The 19616-nt window shown below is 66.2% G+C and carries 16 protein-coding genes; 5 read left to right on the top strand and 11 right to left on the bottom strand.

From position 1 onward, the window contains the following. Positions 1-211: 211 nt before the first annotated feature. Positions 212-1012 (bottom strand): ABC transporter substrate-binding protein, encoded by an 801-nt coding sequence (locus LT948_RS29200; RefSeq protein WP_073657449.1) that lies wholly within the window; start codon positions 1010-1012, stop codon positions 212-214. Positions 1013-1365: 353 nt separating this feature from the next. Here LT948_RS29200 and LT948_RS29195 point away from each other — a divergent pair, with 353 nt between their 5' ends. Both LT948_RS29195 and LT948_RS29190 read left to right on the top strand, forming a co-directional pair. After that, entirely contained in the window at positions 1366-3114 is a 1749-nt protein-coding gene (locus LT948_RS29195; protein WP_023092797.1) for a Na/Pi cotransporter family protein, read from the top strand. Positions 3115-3182: 68 nt separating this feature from the next. Further along, positions 3183-4556, top strand: coding sequence for a M16 family metallopeptidase (locus LT948_RS29190; RefSeq protein ID WP_003161976.1), 1374 nt, complete (start codon positions 3183-3185; stop codon positions 4554-4556). Between the two features lie 5 nt (positions 4557-4561). Here LT948_RS29190 and LT948_RS29185 read toward each other — a convergent pair whose 3' ends face one another. Next, positions 4562-5122, bottom strand: a complete 561-nt coding sequence (locus LT948_RS29185; RefSeq protein ID WP_003096934.1) for a GNAT family N-acetyltransferase — start codon at positions 5120-5122, stop codon at positions 4562-4564. Between the two features lie 142 nt (positions 5123-5264). Continuing rightward, a complete protein-coding gene (locus LT948_RS29180) occupies positions 5265-6554 on the bottom strand; it encodes an MFS transporter (protein WP_003096941.1) in 1290 nt (429 codons plus the stop codon). Positions 6555-6928: 374 nt separating this feature from the next. On the opposite strand from LT948_RS29180, the gene LT948_RS29175 reads away from it, so the two are divergent. Continuing rightward, a complete protein-coding gene (locus LT948_RS29175; protein ID WP_023092798.1) occupies positions 6929-7969 on the top strand; it encodes a DUF5924 family protein in 1041 nt (346 codons plus the stop codon). Positions 7970-7987: 18 nt separating this feature from the next. Here the strand turns inward: LT948_RS29175 and LT948_RS29170 are convergent, their stop codons facing one another. The 4 genes from LT948_RS29170 to LT948_RS29155 all read right to left on the bottom strand — a co-directional run bounded on the left by LT948_RS29170 (position 7988) and on the right by LT948_RS29155 (position 12019). After that, positions 7988-9217: a nucleoside recognition domain-containing protein gene (locus LT948_RS29170; protein ID WP_003096953.1), complete on the bottom strand. Its 1230-nt coding sequence runs from the start codon at positions 9215-9217 to the stop codon at positions 7988-7990. A 104-nt stretch (positions 9218-9321) separates the two neighbouring features. Beyond that, a complete protein-coding gene (gene gltP / locus LT948_RS29165; protein WP_003096956.1) occupies positions 9322-10656 on the bottom strand; it encodes a glutamate/aspartate:proton symporter GltP in 1335 nt (444 codons plus the stop codon). A gap of 712 nt (positions 10657-11368) precedes the next feature. Beyond that, complete coding sequence (locus LT948_RS29160) at positions 11369-11836, bottom strand: inhibitor of vertebrate lysozyme family protein (protein WP_003114119.1); 468 nt, start codon at positions 11834-11836, stop codon at positions 11369-11371. Between the two features lie 21 nt (positions 11837-11857). Beyond that, entirely contained in the window at positions 11858-12019 is a 162-nt protein-coding gene (locus LT948_RS29155) for a DUF1328 domain-containing protein (protein ID WP_003096961.1), read from the bottom strand. Between the two features lie 468 nt (positions 12020-12487). Between LT948_RS29155 and algB the strand changes: the two genes are divergently transcribed. Then, on the top strand, positions 12488-13837 hold the full coding sequence (gene algB, locus LT948_RS29150; RefSeq protein ID WP_003096964.1) for a sigma-54-dependent response regulator transcription factor AlgB: 1350 nt from the start codon (positions 12488-12490) through the stop codon (positions 13835-13837). Next, entirely contained in the window at positions 13834-15621 is a 1788-nt protein-coding gene (locus tag LT948_RS29145; RefSeq protein ID WP_003096967.1) for a KinB sensor domain-containing domain, read from the top strand. The genes algB and LT948_RS29145 overlap by 4 nt, the downstream gene beginning before the upstream one ends. A gap of 33 nt (positions 15622-15654) precedes the next feature. On the opposite strand, the gene ampDh2 is transcribed toward LT948_RS29145, so the two are convergent. The 4 genes from ampDh2 to LT948_RS29125 form a co-directional block, all read right to left on the bottom strand. Next, positions 15655-16434 carry an N-acetylmuramoyl-L-alanine amidase AmpDh2 gene (gene ampDh2, locus LT948_RS29140; RefSeq protein WP_003096970.1) on the bottom strand — a complete coding sequence of 260 codons (780 nt, stop codon included), beginning with the start codon at positions 16432-16434 and terminating at the stop codon, positions 15655-15657. Between the two features lie 29 nt (positions 16435-16463). Further along, on the bottom strand, positions 16464-17057 hold the full coding sequence (locus tag LT948_RS29135; RefSeq protein ID WP_003102836.1) for a MarC family protein: 594 nt from the start codon (positions 17055-17057) through the stop codon (positions 16464-16466). A gap of 117 nt (positions 17058-17174) precedes the next feature. Next, complete coding sequence (gene dgcP, locus LT948_RS29130) at positions 17175-19190, bottom strand: diguanylate cyclase DgcP (protein WP_009316027.1); 2016 nt, start codon at positions 19188-19190, stop codon at positions 17175-17177. Next, the coding region (locus LT948_RS29125) for an endonuclease/exonuclease/phosphatase family protein (RefSeq protein ID WP_232197146.1) at positions 19187-19616 on the bottom strand (430 nt) is incomplete at its 5' end. The genes dgcP and LT948_RS29125, both read right to left, overlap by 4 nt.

Here is a 19616-nt window from a genome sequence, read left to right as displayed (position 1 = left end):
CAAGGGCGGGAATCGTTCAGCGGTGCAGGGGGTCGAGCGGTAGGTTTCGGTGGCCGTTAGGCCAGGCGCAGCCTGCAAAGGGTAGAGAACTGAATCATCGATGTAACCTCCTTTGCGGTGCGTGAGTGGGGGAAATGAAGGGCGAATCCTAGGCGTTTCATTCCCGCCGCGCAAGCCCCGGAAAGGCTCCGCGGTGGAAATGAGCGGCGCATCACTGCGCCGAAAGGGCCTGCACGGCGCCGGGCACCTCGCTGTTCCAGCGCTGGTAGAGCGCCCGCAGCTCGCCGGACGCCGCCATCTGCCGCACCCGCGCGTCGTAGACCTCGCGCAGGAGCCGGCCGCTGGCGCTGTCGGCGAAGGTCATGAAGGACTCCTTGCCGGGCGGCAGTTGCGCGATCGGATAGGCATCGGCCGGCAGATGCGCTTCGCTGCGCTGCTTTTCCAGTTCGTCCGGCTCGTCGAGGAAGAAATCCAGCTCGCCGTTCTGGACCTGCTCGGTGCAACGCTCGGGGCGGACGCACTCGACCAGGGTGAAGTCGCGCTGCTCCGCGGGGATCAGGTTGTAGCTATGGCGCCAGCCGACGCGCTTGCCGGTGAGGCTGGCGCGGCCGGAAAAGGGCGTCTTCGCCGCATGCATCACGCCGTGGTACTCGATGTCGATCGGCAACTGGGCGTACAGCTTGCCCTCAACGCCGGGGATCTCGCCCGGCACGCCATCGACCATGGAGCCCGCGGTCATCAGCTTGTTGGCGCGGTTCCAGGGCATGCTGATGAATTTCACGTCGAGCCCGTAGGGCGCATAGACCTGCTTCAGCAGGTCCCAGTACAGACCGCTGCCGTCGGCGTTGGTATAGCCTTCCCAGGCCGGCGCGGCGAAGGTCGCCTTGCGGATGTGCGCCTGCTCCAGGCTATCGCCCAGCGCATCGGCCCGAACCACCGGCGCTCCCCCTACCCCGAGCGCCAACACCGCTGCCGAGAGGCAGCCACTGATCCCCGCAAATCGCATCCGCACCACTCCTCTGTATCCCTCTAGACCGGGGCTTTTTAAAAGGTGCAAAGGATACCCTTCCTGTCGGCTAATTCCATGGCCTGTGGCGCAAACGCATGCATCGAACGGAAGGCGAAAAAATCCTCGCCGTTTCGCGGCGCGCACGCTTGAATGAAGGGTAGGCGCCCTGCCGCTCGGGCTGCCGGGACGAACTCCCGCGGGGGGCGCCTGTCCAAATATGACGTTCGTGTTACAACTCGCCTGAACGCTGCCTTTCCATCGTGGCCGTTGGCGCCGTTGTCCGGGCTCTGCGGCGCAACGCACGCGGAACCTGGTGCGAGGTTGGCCATTCGTCGTAGTGCCAGGGGGGCCACGCCATGCTGAAACTGCTCGACCTGCTCTCTGCCGTCGCCCTGCTGGTGTGGGGCACGCATATCGTCCGCACCGGAATTCTCCGGGTCTACGGCGCCGACCTGCGGCGCATCCTCAGTCGCAGCGTGGAAAAACGCCCGCTGGCGTTCGCCGCCGGCATCGGCGTCACCGCCCTGGTGCAAAGCAGCAACGCCACCGCCCTGCTGGCCACCTCCTTCGTCGCCCAGGGCCTGATGGCACTGGCGCCGGCACTGGCGATCATGCTCGGCGCCGATGTCGGCACCGCGCTGATGGCGCGGGTGCTGACCCTCGACCTGTCGTGGCTTTCGCCATTGCTGATCTTCTTCGGCGTGATTTTCTTCCTCAGCCGCAAACAGACCCGCCTCGGCCAGCTCGGCCGGGTATTCATCGGCCTCGGCCTGATCATCCTGGCGCTCCAGCTGATCGTCGCCGCCGCCGAGCCGATGACCCAGGCCAAGGGCGTCAAGGTACTGTTCTCCAGCCTGACCGGCGACATCATGCTCGACGCCCTGACCGGCGCGTTGTTCGCCATGATTTCCTATTCCAGCCTGGCCGCCGTGCTGCTTACCGCGACCCTCGCCGCGTCCAAGGTGATCTCGCTGAAGGTCGCGCTGTGCCTGGTGGTCGGCGCCAACCTCGGCAGCGGCATCCTGGCCATGCTCAGCGCCACCGCGCAAAACGCCGCCGGTCGCCGGGTGGCCCTCGGCAGCCTGTTGTTCAAGGTCGCCGGCTGCCTGCTGGTGCTGCCCCTGGTGGGACCGCTGGCGGACTGGCTGGATCACTGGCAGTTCAGCACCGCCGAACTGGTGATCGCCTTCCACGTGCTCTACAACGCCGCGCGCTGCCTCGCCTGCCTGCCGCTGACCAACGCCATGGCCAGCTTCTGCACCCGGGTGATGCCCGACCGTGCCCTTCCCGACGACGTCGCCCGGCCGCGCCATCTCGACCCCGCCGCCCTCGACACGCCGAGCCTGGCGCTGGCCAACGCGGTGCGCGAGACCCTGCGCATGGGCGACACCGTCGAGCAGATGCTGAACAATCTGATGCAGATCATCCGCGGCGGCGATCCGCTGCTCGGCAAGGACATCCGCAAGCTCGACGACGACGTCGACGCCCTCTACACCGCGATCAAGCTGTATCTGGCAAGGATGCCGCGCGAGGACCTGTCCGAACGCGACAGCCGGCGCTGGGCGGAGATCATCGAGCTGGCGATCAACCTGGAGCAGGCCGGCGACATCATCGAGCACATGCTCGCCGCCGTGCAGGACAAGAAGACCTCGCGCAGCCGCTCGTTCTCCGACACCGGCCTGGAAGAGATCGGCACCCTGTACCAGCAGTTGGTCTCCAACCTGCGCCTGGGTCTCTCGGTGTTCCTCAACGGCGACCTCGACAGCGCCAAGCGCCTGCGCCGGGCCAAGCAGCGCTTCCGCCTGCAGGAACGGCGCTACGCCCATGCCCATGTCGACCGCCTGCACCAGCAGGTGGTACAGAGCATCGAGACCAGCTCGCTGCACCTGGACCTGATCAGCGACATGAAGCGTCTCAACTCGCTGTTCTGCGCCATCGCCTACGCCGTGCTGGACAACCCTGACGCGCCGAGCAGCGCGGCCGACGAGGGCGTTCGCCAGGACGAGGACGACTGGGCCGACGAGGTCGACGACATGACCTCGGCGCCGCTGGCCGAGCCAGCGCTCGTCGAGGAGCGTGCGGAAACACGCCGTTCGCGACATTAGCCGTTCTGCGGGTAGGTTCGTCATGAAGCATCCGCTATTCTCGGTATTTTCAGTTCCAGGCTCGGCCCATGCGTTCGTTGTCCACACTGCTGCTGTTCTGCCTGCTCTGCCCCTGGTCGTACGCCGACCAGCGCAGCGAGGTCGAAGCCTTCCAGCTGGAAAACGGCATGGGCGTGCTGCTCAAGCCCACCGAGCAGCGCCGGCACGTCTCGATCCGGCTGGTGGTGGGGGTCGGTTTCGCCGACTTCTCGTGCCGTGAAAAGCAGCTGCCGCACCTGCTCGAGCACCTGTTCTTCAGCGGCCTGGACGGCGGCGACGAGGCCGACCTAGAAGCCCGCATGCAGGCCCTCGGCGGGCAATGGAACGCCTATACCAGCGAAGGCGACACCACCTTCGTCATCGAGGCGCCTGCCGCCACCCAGCGGCAGGTCCTCGACCTGTTGCTGGACACCATCACCCGCACCGAACTGGACGAGCCGCGCATCGCCGCCGCCAAGCGGGTGATCGAGCGCGAAGGCGGTGGCCATTACTCGCACCTGCAGCGCTGGCTCGACCGCGAGAACCTGGGCCGTGGCGCCATGGACCAACTGGCGGTGGAACTGGGCCTGGCCTGCTCCCAGCGCGCGCCGCTGGCGCCGCTTGGCGCGGAGCAGCTGGAGCGGCTGCGCAGCGACTGGTACGTACCGGGCAACATGACCCTGATCCTGGTCGGTGACCTCGACCCGCGCCTGCCGGCCTATCTGACCCGGACCTTCGGCACCCTGGAAGACCACGAGCTCCCCGAGCGCCGCGAGCTGCCGGCGGCCAACGGGCATGCCGAGGCCAGGCGCACCCTGATCACCCGGCCATTCGGCGAGGGTGCGATGCTGCACTGGATCTATCCGGAGCCGGACGACGCCGACCCGGACGCCATGGTCCTGCTCCAGGCCTATATGAACGACGCGCTGTACGCCGACCTGCGTGTGCGTCGCGGACTCACCTACGGGCCATCGACCGATCGCCAGGTGTTCGCCAACCAGGGCTTCTTCAGCCTCGACGCGGATGTCGAGCGCAGCGACCTGCCCGCCACCGAGGCCGCCCTGCGCGAGTTGCTCGACGGCATCCGCCAGCATGGCCTGGACCCGGGACGTTTCAAGCGGGTGCAATTCGCCGAGCGCGCCAGGCTGGCCTGGAGCACTCAGGGCAACGCGGCGCTGGCGGACTATTACTGGGGCTCGCTGGCCGACTACGAGGACGGCCATTTCCCCAATGAGGAGCGCCGCCTGGCGAAGGTCAGCCTGCAACAGGCGAACGCGCTGGCGAAGCGGCTGTTCGACGGCGAAGGCTACCTGCGCATCGAAAAGCCGCTGTTCGACGACGACATGCTCTACCCGTTGCTGCTCGCCGCCGGTCTCCTGGCCAGCGGCCTGCTCTGGTTCGGCCTGCGCCGCCGGCGCGCCTGAGCGGGCTACAGGGCCAGGCGGTGGATGACCTGGGTCGAGTCGTCCGGGTCGCGCTGGCCGACGAAGCCCAGTGCGCAACACAGGTCGCGCATCGCCCGGTTGGCCGCCGAGTCCACCGAATACATCTGGCGGAAGCCGTTGCGCCGCGCCACGTCGATCAGATGGCGCATCAGCACGGCGTCGAGGCCCAGCCCCTGGTAGTCGTCGGCGATGGTTACCGCGCATTCGCACTGCCCTTCCTCGCAACAGGCGGCGTAGCGGCTGATACCGACCTCGCGCAGCTCACCGTCCTCGTGCACCAGGGCAACGAAGGCCATGCTCTGCTGGTAGTCGATGTCCATCAGTTGGTCGAGCAGCGCCGGGCTGGCTTCCTTGATCTCACCGAGGAAGCGGAAGTGGCGGGTCGCCGGGGACAGCCGGTTGATGAACTGGCGTTCGCGCTCCCGGTCCTCCTCGCGCAGGGGACGGATCAGCACGTGGCGGCCATCGTCGAGGGACTCGACCCAATGGTCGCCCTCCACCGCCGCGAACGCGGAAGACCGGCTGGCATTTTGTACATTGGACATGATGCGATCTCCAGGAAGGGAAGGAAGTCGGTACAACCACTTCCTTCCTGTCTACGCGGTTTGGCGCAGCTCCGGTTGATCGACATCAACGCCGCCGCCGCAGCCCCGGCGAGAGCCGACGCACGGCATGCGGCGAAACGCCTCAGGCGTTGGCCAGCTCGGCCTCGGCGATCTCCTTGCCGCGCCGGCGGAACAGCACCAGGGTGGCGAGCAGCCCCAGCAGCGCCGCGCCACTGAGCCAGATGCCCGGAGCCGCGCGGTTGTCCAGGGTGTGGATCAGCCAGGTGCAGACCGCCGGGGTGAAACCACCGAAGGTCGCCGTAGCCAGGCTGTAGGCGAGGGAGAAACCGGTGGTGCGCACGTCCGCCGGCATCACCTCGGTCAACGCCACCACCATCGCGCCGTTGTAGCTGCTGTAGAGGAACGACAGCCACAACTCGACGCCGAGCAGGCCGGCGAAACTCGGCTCGCGGACCAGCCAGGACAGCGCCGGGTAGGCGGTCAGCAGTGCCAGCGCGGAGGCACCCAGCAACAATGGCTTGCGCCCGATGCGGTCGGAGAACGCGCCCATCACCGGCAGCCAGATGAAGTTGGACAGGCCGATGCACATGGTCACCAGCAGGCTGTCGAGGTCCGACAGTTGCAACTCATTCTTGCCGAAGGTCGGCGTGTAGGCGGTGATCAGGTAGAACGATACGGTGGTCATCACCACCATCGCGGTACCGGCCAGCACTACGCCGAAGTTCTGCCCGATGGAGCGCAGCACCTGCGACAGCGACGGGCGGTGGGTGCGCGCCTCGAACTCCGGCGTTTCCTCCAGCGAGCGACGGATGACGAACAGCGCCGGAACGATCAGGCAGCCGATGAAGAACGGTACGCGCCAGCCCCATTCGCCCATGTCCTGCGGGCTCAGCCACTGGTTGAGGAGCACGCCGAGCAGGCCGGCGAAGACCACCGCGACCTGCTGGCTGGCCGACTGCCAACTGACGAAGAAGCCTTTGCGTCCTGGCGTGGCGATCTCCGACAGGTAGACCGAAACCCCTCCCAGCTCGACGCCGGCGGAAAAACCTTGCAGGAGCCGGCCGAACAGCACCAGCAACGGCGCCGCCACGCCCAGCGTGGCATAGCCGGGAACGAAGGCGATCAGCAGGGTGCCCATGGCCATCAGGCCGAGGGTGATGATCAGGCCCTGGCGGCGGCCGTGGCGATCGATGTAGGCGCCCAGGAACACCGCACCCAACGGCCGCATCAGGAAGCCGGCGCCAAAGGTGGCGAGGGACAGCATCAGGGAGGCGAACGGGTTGTCGCCGGGGAAGAAGGTCTTGGCGATGGCGGTGGCGTAGAAGCCATACACCATGAAGTCGTACATCTCGAGGAAGTTGCCACTGACCACACGGAAAATGGCGACGCCTTTGGATTTATTAGAGGCCATGGGACACACACTCAGGCAGACACGGGGAAGCGGTCCATGGCGGCGTCGATGGCCACGCAGGCGGGTACGTCATCCATCGACCGAGTTGTAACCATATGTGTAAAAACTCCTGTCGAACAATCTAAAATTGCCCGAAAGGTGCGAATTGAAGGGGTTTGAAAGGCTGCCGAAAGCTTCGCGACCATCGGTCGGGAAAGCGACGCCTTTTTCCCTGGTCGCCCTCCGCGAAAGGAGAGCGGAGCCTCTGTCGGGCGAAGGAAACATTCGCCGCGCGGTAGCTGTCCTTCGTTCATACCCAGGAAACCCGGCCGGGGTTATGCTGCGCGCCCCGGCCGGCTGGCCGAGCAGATCCGATCGAGAACCCGCTGTTCCCCATGCCCAACCAACAACGCCCCATCCTCAAGGTCCGCCTGGAGCAACTGATCGCCCTGGTCGGCGGCCTGATGGCCCGCTATCCACGCACCATCGCCCTGTTCGGCTTCTGTTCGGGCGTGTTCAGTTTCATCATGGTCGACCGGCAGAAGGGCTTCGCCCAGGTACTCGCAATCATCATGCTGGTCAGCTGGGTCTGGTTGATCCTCGAGAACCTCCTGCGGGAGACCTTCGCCCGCCGCTTCGGCTGGGAGATCCCGGCGCCGCTGCTGCGCTACGCGACCCAACTGATCCACCAGGAAAGCCTGTTCTTCGTCCTGCCGTTCTTTCTCATCACCACCACCTGGAACAGCGGTCAGGCGCTGTTCACAGGGACGCTGGCCGCCGCGGCGCTGATCTCCATCACCGATCCGCTCTACTATCGCTGGCTGTCCAGGCGTCGCTGGGTGTTCCTCGCCTACCACACCCTGACCCTGTTCGCGGTGTTGTTGACCTCGCTGCCGATCCTGCTGCACCTGACCACCCCGGAAAGCTACCGGTTGTCGCTGGGCATCGCCGTCGTGCTGTCCTTCCCCAGCCTGCTCGTGACCTTCCCGCTACAGCACTGGTGGCGCGGCTTCCTGCTTCTCGGCCTGACCCTGGCGGTGGGCCTGGCCGGATGGTTCGGCCGCACCTGGGTACCGCCGGCCACCCTGTGGCTGACCGAAGTGGCGGTGAGCAGCCAGTTCGACGACCAGAGCCGCACGCCCGGCGACAGCCTGGAGCAGGTCGGCGCCAGCCAGTTGCGCAGCCAGGGCCTGTTCGCCTATACCGCGATCAACGCGCCGCGCGGCCTCGACGAGCGCATCTATCACGTGTGGATGTTCAACGGGAAGGAGTTCGACCGCATCGCCCTGGATATCCACGGCGGCCGCAAGGAGGGCTACCGGGCCTGGACCCACAAGCAGAACTTCCCCGGCGACCCGGTCGGCCACTGGCAGGTGAAGGTACTCACCGAGGCCGGACAGATGATCGGCACCCTGCGCTTCGACGTCACCCAGTGACGTCGAAGCCTGGCGACCTCAGGCGAAGAACCAGTAGCACACGCCGATGGAGGCGATGACCCCGGCCAGGTCCGCGGTCAGCGCGCAGCCCACCGCGTGGCGCGCGCGCTGCAGGCCGACCGAGCCGAAATAGACGGCGAGCACGTAGAAGGTGGTCTCGGTGCTGCCCTGCACGGTGGCGGCGACCAGCGCCGGGAAACTGTCGACGCCGTGGGTCTGCATGGTCTCCAGCAGCATCGCCCGCGCCGCGCTGCCGGAGAACGGCTTGACCAGCGCGGTGGGCAACGCCTCGACGAAGCGGCTGTCCCAGCCCAGCCCCTCGACCGCCCAGCGTATCCCGCCGAGTACCACTTCCAGCGCCCCGGAGGCGCGCAGCACGCCAACCGCGCAAAGCATCGCGACCAGGTAGGGCAACAGGTTCCTGGCAACGTCGAAACCTTCCTTCGCCCCCTCCACGAAGCTCTCGTAGACCGGCACCTTCTTCAGCGCGCCGACGATCAGGAACAGCACGATCAGGCTGAACAGCGTCAGGTTGCCCAGCAGCGAGGACAGCTGCGCCAGCGCGGTGGCCGAGAGCGTGCCGAGCACCGCCATGAAGCCGGCCAGCAGCAACGCGCCGGGGATCAGGTAGGCCAGCACCACCGGGTCCCACAGGCGCAGGCGCTGCATCAGCGCCACCGACAGCAGGCCGGCCAGGGTCGAGGCGCTGGTGGCCAGGAGGATCGGCAGGAATACCAGGGTCGGATCGGCCGCGCCCTGCTGCGCGCGGTACATGAAGATGGTCACCGGCAGCAGGGTCAGGGACGAGGCGTTGAGCACCAGGAAGAGGATCTGCGCATTGCTCGCGGTGGTGCTGCTGGGATTGAGTTCCTGCAGCGCCTTCATCGCCTTCAGGCCGATCGGCGTGGCGGCGTTGTCCAGGCCCAGGCCATTGGCGGCGAAGTTCAGGGTGATCAGGCCGATCGCCGGATGCCCCGGCGGCACTTCCGGCATCAGCCGACGGAACAGCGGACCGAGCAGCACCGCCAGGCGCTCCACCAGACCGGCCTTCTCGGCGATGCGCAGGAAGCCGAGCCAGAGCGTCAGGGTGCCGAACAGCAGGACCATCACCTCGACCGCCAGCTTGGCCATGGCGAACAGGCTCTCCACCATCGCCGCGAACACCGTCGCATCGCCGCCGATCAACCAGCGCGCCAGCGCGCTCGCCGCCGCCACCAGGAAAAAACCCAACCACAAGCCGTTCAGCATTCAGAATCCCCCGCGTTGCGCGGATGATAGCGGCGCAGGCGGTGCCGGCGCCAGAAACGCCGAGGCCCCGGACGATGCCGGGGCCTCCTGGGCGGGAAGCCGCCTTATTCGAGGGTGGCCTGCTTGCCCTTGGCTTCGCCGACCGCCTGCCGCAGGTGCGGCAGCGAATCCCAGTAGCGCTGGCCCTTGGCCGCGTCGTACATGCCTTCCCACTTGGAGATGACCAGCACCGCGAGGGCATTGCCGATCACGTTGAGGGCGGTACGCGCCATGTCCATGATGCGGTCCACGCCGGCGATGAAGGCCAGGCCCTCGAGCGGGATGCCGACGCTGCCCAGGGTGGCGAGCAGCACCACGAAGGACACGCCCGGCACGCCGGCGATACCCTTGGAGGTCACCATCAGGGTCAGCACCAGCATGATCTGCTGGCCGATGGACAGGTCGATGCCGTAGAGCTGCGCGATGAAGATCGCCGCGATGCTCTGGTACAGGGTCGAACCATCGAGGTTGAAGGAGTAGCCGGTGGGCACCACGAAGCTGCTGATCGCCTTCGGCGCGCCGTAGGCTTCCATTTTCTCGATGATGCGCGGCAGCACGGTTTCCGAGCTGGCGGTGGAATAGGCGAGGACCAGGTCGTCCTTGAAGATGCGGATCAGGCGCATGATCGAGAAGCCGAACATCCGCGCGATCAGGCCCAGCACCACCAGGGCGAAGAAGACGATGGCCACGTAGACCAGGATCACCAGCTTGGCCAGCGGCAGCAGCGAGGCGAAGCCGAAGTTGGCGACGGTCACCGCGATCAGGGCGAAGACACCGATAGGGGCGTACTTCATGATCATGTGGGTGACCTTGAACATGGTCTCGGAAACGCCCTGGAACACCTTCACCAGCGGCTCGCGCAGGTCGTTGGGCAGGCTCGACAGGCCGAGGCCGAACATCACCGAGAAGAAGATGATCGGCAGCATCTCGCCACGGGCGATGGCGGCGAAGACGTTGGAGGGAATCAGGTTGAGGATGGTCGCGATGAACGCATGGTCATGCTGCACTTCCTGGGTGGTCTTCTGGTACTGGGAAATGTCCACGGTACCCAGGGTGCTCATGTCGATGCCGGTGCCGGGCTGGAACAGGTTGGCCAGCAGCAGGCCGACGACGATGGCGACGGTGGTGACGATCTCGAAGTAGATGATGGTCTTCAGGCCGATGCGGCCAAGCTTCTTCGCGTCGCCGACGCCGGCGATGCCGACCACCAGCGAGGAAATCACGATCGGCACCACGATCATCTTGATCAGACGGATGAAGATGTCGCCGGCCGGTTGCAGCACGTTGGCGATCCACCAGGCCTTTTCGGCGCTGAAATGGTTGAGCACTGCGCCGACGGCGATACCGAGTGCCAGACCGATCACGATCTGCCAGGCGAGGCTTAGCTTGGCTTTACCCATGTTTCGTCACCCTTAATTCTTGTGGAAGTCGGGAGTCGCTCCAACGGGAGAGTCGCTCCCGACAGGCGAAAGGGCGCAATGATTCATGCGCTCCCCTACCCCGTCTAATGCCGTAAGTGACTGCCCCATGCCGAATCGGCATGAGAAATCACTAATGAAACGTCCGTCCCACAGGAAATTGCCCTTGATTTTCGTACAAGAACAGGGAGCGGAAGGCACTCCGTGCAAGGCCCGGGAGCCTCGTGCCCATCCTGGGAAGTTGAAAGTCGCTCATCATCGCTGCGATGGATGGTCGCAGGACACGCAACGCCGTCCGGCACGCCATCGCCGGCTGTGGATAAGCGGCACTCTGTGGATAACCGCGCGGTAAAGCCCTTCTGGGAGGGCGCCTCGGAACGCGCGGGTGGTCGATTGTAAAACGACTCAGCCATCCATAAGCATTGATCGATATCAGGGAAGTTCGCGGAGTATCGGTGCGGAAGTCGACGCTCCGCCGGACGGCGGAGCGTCGTACCCCTTCTATATATAGAAGCGCGCCGGAAGGCAGCGAGACATCGGTGGCTCCCCTCCGGCGCGTTTTCGCCTGGCCCGACCCCGAAGGAGGTACTCCCTGTACCCCTGGCACCCGCCGGATCGACCTCACCCAGCGCATCCCGGTCCCCTGGCCATGCCCCGCTGCGGGCGGGGCGGTGTCACGCAAGCCCGTTCCGCCTCAGTACCAGTTCGGATCGGCCTTGAGTTGTTCGTCGAGGATCTTCTGTACCGCCGGCTCCGGCTTGCCCAGCCAGCGGAAGCTGGCGTGCTTGCTCGGCGACTTGTCCTGCGGCAGCCCTTCGGGCACCTGCACGTAGAGCCCGTAGGCATGACTCTTGTCCCAATCGAAGGCGACCAGCAGGCGCTGGCCCTTGCAATCGGACTTCTCGCAGAGACCGCCGACCAGATACTTGTCGCCCTGGTCGTCGACGGCATGCATCGGCGTAGCGGTTCCCGAGAGATTCATCACCCAGTCGGGCAAGCGGCTCTCGTCTTCCACCAGGTTCTGCCAGGCCTTGCGGTATCCGGCATCGGTGCTCTGCAATTCGTTCAAGCGGTATTCGCCGTCCCTGTCGGCCGCCACCGCCAGCGAACTGGCGGCGGCACCGAGCAGCAGTGCGTTCATCAGGTTACGCATGAGTCGCATCGCTTTCTCCTTGGCATCCGGCTAGCCGCGACGGCGTCCGAAGAAGAACGAGACCACGAAGAGCACCAGGAACAGCACGAAGAGGATCTTCGCGATTCCGGTGGCGGCACCTGCGATGCCACCAAACCCGAGGACGGCAGCGATGATGGCGATGATCAGAAAGGTGATAGCCCAACTAAGCATGATGTTTTCTCCTGTGTGCCTTCGGAACTGTCGGTACCGCCTCGGGGCCGGGCCCATCGGGGTAGCGAACCGGCCTGTGTCCATTTTTTCTTCAGGGAGACCGTGACTACCTCATTGCACGCCCCATGCCAGCCTTTCTAAAAAATAAAAAATACTTTTAATTCAATAAGTTATAAAACAACCCAGGTAGTCTGCGCAGTTCATCCTGCACGACGCGACAAATTATTCCGGGCGTTTTGCACGATCGGCGCGGTACGCTGTCACATGCAACAGGGAAGCGACCCGGCACCTGCTACCCGGAGCCATCCGTGGAGCCGCCACGGCTTCCCGAAAACCCAAGAACAGCAACATCGGCAGGTTGCACGCCGCCCGGATGGGCGGCGGGGCGCTCTGCAACTTGCATGGGCTTTCCGGGGACTAACCCAGAAGCCGAATGGCAGTGAATTCCCTAGAGGATAAAAAGCAACGATGGAAACCACTTCCGAAAAACAGGGGCGCATCCTGCTGGTCGATGACGAGTCGGCGATCCTGCGCACTTTCCGTTATTGCCTCGAAGACGAAGGCTACAGCGTGGCCACCGCCAGCAGCGCGCCGCAGGCGGAGGCCCTGTTGCAGCGCCAGGTATTCGACCTGTGCTTCCTCGACCTGCGCCTGGGCGAAGACAACGGGCTCGACGTTCTCGCCCAGATGCGCGTCCAGGCGCCATGGATGCGCGTGGTGATCGTCACCGCGCATTCGGCGGTGGATACCGCGGTCGACGCCATGCAGGCCGGCGCGGTGGATTACCTGGTCAAGCCCTGCAGCCCGGACCAACTGCGCCTGGCCGCCGCCAAGCAACTGGAGGTGCGCCAACTGACCGCGCGCCTGGAGGCCCTGGAGGACGAAGTGCGCCGCCAGGGCGACGGCCTGGAATCGCACAGCCCGGCCATGGCCGCGGTACTGGAGACCGCGCGCCAGGTCGCGGCGACCGACGCCAACATCCTCATCCTCGGCGAATCCGGCTCCGGCAAGGGCGAACTGGCACGCGCCATCCACACCTGGAGCAAACGCGCGAAGAAGCCCCAGGTCACCATCAACTGCCCGTCGCTGACCGCCGAACTGATGGAAAGCGAACTGTTCGGGCACAGTCGCGGCGCCTTCACCGGTGCCACCGAAAGCACCCTGGGCAGGGTCAGCCAGGCTGACGGCGGCACCCTGTTCCTCGACGAGATCGGCGACTTCCCGCTGACCTTGCAACCCAAGCTGCTGCGCTTCATCCAGGACAAGGAATACGAACGCGTCGGCGATCCGGTGACCCGCCGCGCCGACGTACGCATCCTTGCCGCGACCAACCGCGACCTGGGCGCGATGGTCGCCCAGGGCCAGTTCCGCGAGGACCTGCTCTACCGCCTCAACGTGATCGTGCTCAACCTGCCTCCCCTGCGCGAACGCGCCGAGGATATCCTCGGCCTGGCCGAACGTTTCCTCGCCCGCTTCGTCAAGGACTACGGCCGCCCCGCCCGCGGCTTCAGCGAAGCCGCCCGCGAGGCCATGCGGCAATACCCCTGGCCGGGCAACGTACGCGAGCTACGCAACGTGATCGAGCGCGCCAGCATCATCTGCAACCAGGAACGGGTGGATGTCGACCACCTCGGTTTCAGCGCTGCGCAATCCGCCAGCAGCGCGCCGCGGATCGGCGAATCGCTGAGCCTGGAAGACCTGGAGAAAGCCCATATCACGGCGGTGATGGCCTCCAGCGCGACCCTCGACCAGGCCGCCAAGACCCTCGGTATCGATGCCTCGACCCTGTACCGGAAGCGCAAGCAGTACGGCCTATGAGCATGCCGCTGCCGATGAAGCTCCGGACCCGGTTGTTCCTCAGCATTTCCGCGCTGATCACCGTCTCGCTGTTCGGCCTGTTGCTCGGGTTGTTCAGCGTGATGCAGCTCGGCCGCGCTCAGGAGCAACGGATGTCGCACCACCACGCGACCATCGAGGTGAGCCAGCAGTTGCGCCAGCTGCTCGGCGACCAGTTGGTCATACTGCTCCGCGAAAAACCCGACGGGCAGGCCCTGGAGCGCTCGCAGAACGATTTCCGACGGGTCCTGGAACAGGGTCGGGCGAATACCGTCGACGGCGCCGAGCAGGCCGCCCTGGATGGCGTTCGCGACGCCTACCTGCAACTGCAGGCGCACACCCCGGCGCTGCTCAAGGCGCCCATGGCCGACAACGACGGCTTCAGCGAAGCCTTCAATACCCTGCGCCTACGCCTGCAGGACCTGCAGCAACTGGCGCTGGCCGGCATCAGCGACGCCGAGACCAGCGCCCGCCACCGAGCCTACCTGGTCGCCGGCCTGCTTGGCCTGGTGGGCGTCGCCATCCTGCTGATCGGTTTCGTCACCGCCCACAGCATCGCCCGGCGCTTCGGCGCACCGATCGAAACCCTGGCGCGGGCGGCGGACAGGATCGGCGAAGGCGATTTCGACGTGACCCTGCCGATGACCAACGTCGCCGAGGTCGGCCAGTTGACCCGGCGTTTCGGCCTGATGGCCGAGGCCCTGCGGCAGTACCGCAAGACCAGCGTCGAAGAGGTGCTTTCCGGCGAGCGGCGCCTGCAGGCGGTACTCGACAGCATCGACGACGGCCTGGTGATCTTCGACAACCAGGGACGCATCGAACACGCCAACCCGGTCGCGATCCGCCAGCTGTTCGTCTCCAACGACCCCCATGGCAAGCGGATCGACGAAATACTCAGCGATGTAGATGTCCAGGAGGCGGTGGAAAAGGCCCTGCTCGGCGAAGTCCAGGACGAGGCGATGCCCGACCTGGTGGTGGACGTCGCCGGCGAGTCGCGCCTGCTGGCCTGGTCGCTGTATCCGGTCACCCATCCCGGCGGGCATAGCGTCGGCGCGGTGCTGGTGGTCCGCGACGTGACCGAGCAGCGCGCCTTCGAACGGGTCCGCAGCGAATTCGTCCTGCGCGCCTCCCACGAACTGCGCACGCCGGTGACCGGCATGCAGATGGCCTTCAGCCTGCTCCGCGAACGCCTGGACTTCCCCGCGGAGTCGCGGGAAGCGGACCTGATCCAGACGGTGGACGAAGAGATGTCGCGGCTGGTCCTGCTGATCAACGACCTGTTGAACTTCTCGCGCTACCAGACCGGCATGCAGAAGCTCGAACTGGCGTCCTGCGACCTCGTCGACCTGCTCACCCAGGCGCAGCAGCGTTTCACTCCCAAGGGCGAGGCCCGCCGGGTCTCGCTGCAACTGGAGCTGGGCGATGAACTGCCGCGCCTGCAGCTCGATCGCCTGCAGATCGAGCGGGTGATCGACAACCTGCTGGAAAACGCCCTGCGCCATAGCAGCGAAGGCGGGCAGATCCACCTGCAGGCCCGGCGCCAGGGCGACCGGGTGCTGATCGCGGTGGAAGACAATGGCGAAGGCATTCCCTTCAGCCAGCAAGGACGGATCTTCGAGCCTTTCGTCCAGGTCGGACGCAAGAAGGGCGGCGCCGGCCTCGGCCTGGCGCTGTGCAAGGAAATCATCCAGCTGCATGGCGGGCGCATCGCGGTGCGCTCGCAACCGGGCCAAGGCGCGCGCTTCTACATGCTGCTGCCGGTGTGACCGGGGCCGCTCCCGGCAGGCTTTCCACAGGCCTCAGGAAGTCGGCACCGCCAGCAGCAGGGCGGCGGTTTCCAGGTCCGGCTCGCCATCGAAGCGGGCCGGACGGTATTTCATCTGGAAAGCGCCGATGACGTCGCGGGTGTCCTTCTCCAGCTCGCCGGTCTGCGGCACCAGGTAACCGTGCCGCGCCAACTGCTGCTGGAACCAGCGCACATCCGGCAGCTGGCCGTTCAGTTCGGCGAGCCGGCGCGCCAATTCGCCGGGCTTCGGCCAGGGCACCAGGCCGGCGTCGGCGAGGCGCTTCCAGGGGAACAGCGGACCTGGATCGACCTTGCGGCCCGGCGCGATATCGCTGTGTCCGATGATCCGGTCCGGGGTGATGCCGTGGCGCTTGGCGATGTCCTTCAGCAGGGGGATCAGCGCCTGGATCTGCGCTTCGCTGAACGGATACCAGACCCGCCCCTGGGGTGTATCGCGATAGCCCTGGTTGACGATCTCGATGCCGATCGAGGTGGCGTTCAGCCAGGTCCGGCCCTGCCATTCACTGACCCCGGCGTGCCAGGCGCGGCGGTTCTCATCCACCAGGCGGTAGACGGTGGCCGGCTCGTCGTCGCCGATCAGGTAGTGCGCGCTGACGCCACCGTGGGTGAGGATGCCCAGCGAATGCGGCAGATCGGTGGAGGTGTAGTGGAGGACGATGAACTGGACACGGCTGTCCTGGTTCGCCGAGGTGTAGTCGGTATTCAGGCGCGGGCCGCTGGAGCAGCCGGCCAGCAGCGACAGGGTGAAAGCCAGTAGAACGAACGAACGCATGATGACTCCGAAAAAAATGGGCAGCGCGGTCAGGCGGCGATGTGCAACACGCTGCGCAGGTTGTCCAACAGCATATCGACGCTGAGCATGATCAGCAGCATGCCGGCCAGGCGCTCGATGGCGGTCAGCCCGCGCGGGCCGAGGAAACGCTGGAGGAACGCCGCCTGCAGCAGGATCAGCGCAGTAGCGGCCCAGGCCAGCACCACCGCCAGGTAAAGCTCCCACAGCGGACCGTCGAAGGTGGTGCGCAGGGTGATCAGCATCGCCAGCGCCGAGGGCCCGGCCACCGCCGGGGTGGCCAGGGGCACCAGCAGCGGCTCGCCGTCGGGCACTTCGCCGAGCAGCCCTTGGGGCGAGGGGAAGATCAGGCGCATGGCGATCACGAACAGGATGATGCCACCCGCGATCCCGGTCGCCTCGCGGGACAGGCCGAGGCCGCTGAGGATGTGCTCGCCGAGGGTGAGGAAGAGCAGCAGCAGGCCCAGGGCGAAGGCCAGCTCGCGAAACGCCACGCGCAGGCGGCGCCCGGGGGCGACGCCTTTCAGCGCGGCGAGGAACACGGCGATGTTGCCGAAGGGATCGGTGACCAGAAAGATCAGGACGGCGACGCCGAACATATCCATGGGAATTTCCAGAGCGGGACAGCCGGTCATTCTACCGGGCGGGACCATTCTAGCGAGCCGCGGCAACACCTGCAGGCGAGCCCGTCCCGAGTCGTCGGAATGTGCGCTGGTCGCCCTTCAGGCCACTTCCAGGCGGTCCCGGCCGGCGCGCTTGGCTCGATACAGCGCTTGGTCGGCGCGCTCGAAAACCACTTCGCCGGCCTCGTTGCCTTCGAACGCGGTGATGCCGGCGGAACAGGTGATGCTCAGGGGCTCGCCCTTGAAATGGAACGGACAGGCGGCGATCGCCGCGCGCAGCCGTTCGAGCAGTTGCCGGCCGGCTTCCAGGGACGTGGCCGGGAGCAGGACGACGAACTCCTCGCCGCCGAAACGGGCGATGAAATCGGCCTGCCGCAACCGTTTGCGCAATTCGCCGGCAATGATCTTCAGCACCTTGTCCCCGGCCAGGTGGCCGAAGTCGTCGTTGATCCGCTTGAAGTGGTCGATGTCCAGCACCGCCAGCAGCAGATCGCCGCCGTCCCGGTGCCGGCGCGCCACTTCCTGTTCCAGGCGCTCGCTGAGCGCCGCGCGGTTGGGCAGCCCGGTCAGCGGATCGGTCAGGGCTTTCTGTCGCTGGTCCTCCAGGTGGCTGTGGAACGCCTTGGCATCCTGCTCCATGCTGTTGACCCGCTCCATCAGCGCCTGCAGGCGGCCGGACACCTCCTGTTCGTGCTCGGCCTGTTCGCGCTGGTGTTCGTCCATGGAGGCAAGCAGGCCGTTCAGCCGGCTGTCCACCGCCAGCTTGAGGCTGTTCAGGTCGGTCGCCTGCTGCACGCTGGCCTGCAGGCCGCTGACCTGCTCACGCAGCGATTGGTCGAAGCCGCGCGCGTTGTCCAGCACGTCGGTATAGCCGGCGTGGGCGTCGCCCAGGTGGCCGAGGAAGCTTTCCAGGCGCTCGTTGAGTTGCCGCAGGTATTCCTCGAAGTCGCGCTGGCCACTGTCCGCCAGGGACAGCACCAGCACCGCCAGGTCGTCGAGTACCGGCACCAGCTCATACCAGTTCAGGCTGCCATCGATCCGCTCCCGCAGCGCCTCGGCCTGGGGCTGGTGGCTGCTCGGCAGGGACAGGCCGTCGAGCAGCCGCAGCAGGCTGGCCTCGATGTGCGGCGCCACCGCGCTGTAGCCGGGCTCCGGTATCGGCGGCGGCAGTTCGTAGGCCTCGTCTACCGCCTGCCCGTCGAGGTTATCCACAGGGGTGGCCGGAGCTTCGGGCGCGCTTTCAACGTCCGCCGGCACTGCGGGCGGCGACTCCGCACCCGCGTCTTCCAGCGTCTCGCTAAAGCTCAGGCCGGCCGGCAGCGGCAGGCTGTCGAGCCAGATTTCCCGAGGCTCATCCAGCAGGATCTGGTTCGGCTCGCCACGCTCGGCGACCCCGACCCAACCCGCTGGCGCGCTTTCGATGGCGGCGACCGTGCGGGCGGGCAACGGCTGCGGCGGACCGCCTGGCGCCTCGTCGTGCTCGGCGACCGGCAGGGACGGCGCGGCCGCCGCCGGTTGGATCGGTGTATTGCTTGCCGCCACAACGGACGGCACCGATGCGCTCGGCTCCGCGGCGGTTTCCGACTCCTTGCCGCCGAACAGGCGTTGCAACAGGCTCGGGCGACCGTCTTCGGCATCGCCGCCCTTGCGCTCGGCCAGCGCCTGGCGTTGCAGCCTGCTCAGCTCGCTGAGCAGGATCGGAATCTCGCGCGACTGCCGGGCGCGCTCCTCGATATCGCGGGCGAACTGCTTCAGCGGCTTGCGCAGTTCCCGCGGCAGGTTCAGGGCCAGCAACTGCTGGGCCAGTTCGCCGAGGGCATCGATGTTCTGCTGGGTGCGTTGCTGGCGGCGTTGTTCGGAGTCGAGCACGGCCTTTTCCAGGCGCGGAATCAGGCCCGACAGGCCGGCGTCCATGTCGTCGCGACGGAGGATCTCGCGCAGCTCCTTCATGCACTGGTCGACCGCCTTGTCGCTGCCTTCGGCCGCCAGACTGCTACGCACCAGGCCGCGACGCAGCAGGTCGATGCGGGCATCCCAGCGCCGTTGCAGGCGCTCCTGCTGCTCGATGTTCTCCAGGTACTTGTCTTTCCAGCGCTGGACGTCGTCGCGACTCATGGCGGACTCCCGGCATCCCCGCGCACGACCAAGGCCTTGTCGCGCAGGTTGTCCGGCAGGCGAATCTCCACCGATACCGGCAGATGGTCGGAGATCGGCTGGTCGAGCACGTCGACCCGCTCGAGAGCGAGATCGGAACTGAGCAGGATGTGGTCGAGATTGCGCTGCGGCCGCCAGCTGGGAAACGTCGCCTCGACCTGCGGCGCCATCAGGCCGAGGTCGCGCAGGGGCGAGTTTTCCAGAAGATCGACGGCATGGGTGTTCATGTCGCCCATCAGCACCTGGTGGCGGTAGTCGCCGATCAGCTCGCGGATATAGGCGAGCTGGCGGGTGCGGGTGCGAGCGCCGAGAGCGAGATGCATCATCACTACCACCAGCGCGTGAGAGAGAGTGAGATAAACCAGAAGGGTAAAGCGAGAAAATTGT

This window comes from Pseudomonas sp. CP-1, assembly GCF_021213715.1.
Lineage (GTDB): Bacteria > Pseudomonadota > Gammaproteobacteria > Pseudomonadales > Pseudomonadaceae > Pseudomonas > Pseudomonas aeruginosa.
The sequence above is the reverse complement of the archived record's forward strand: the minus strand, read 5'-3'. Positions and strand labels throughout refer to the sequence as shown.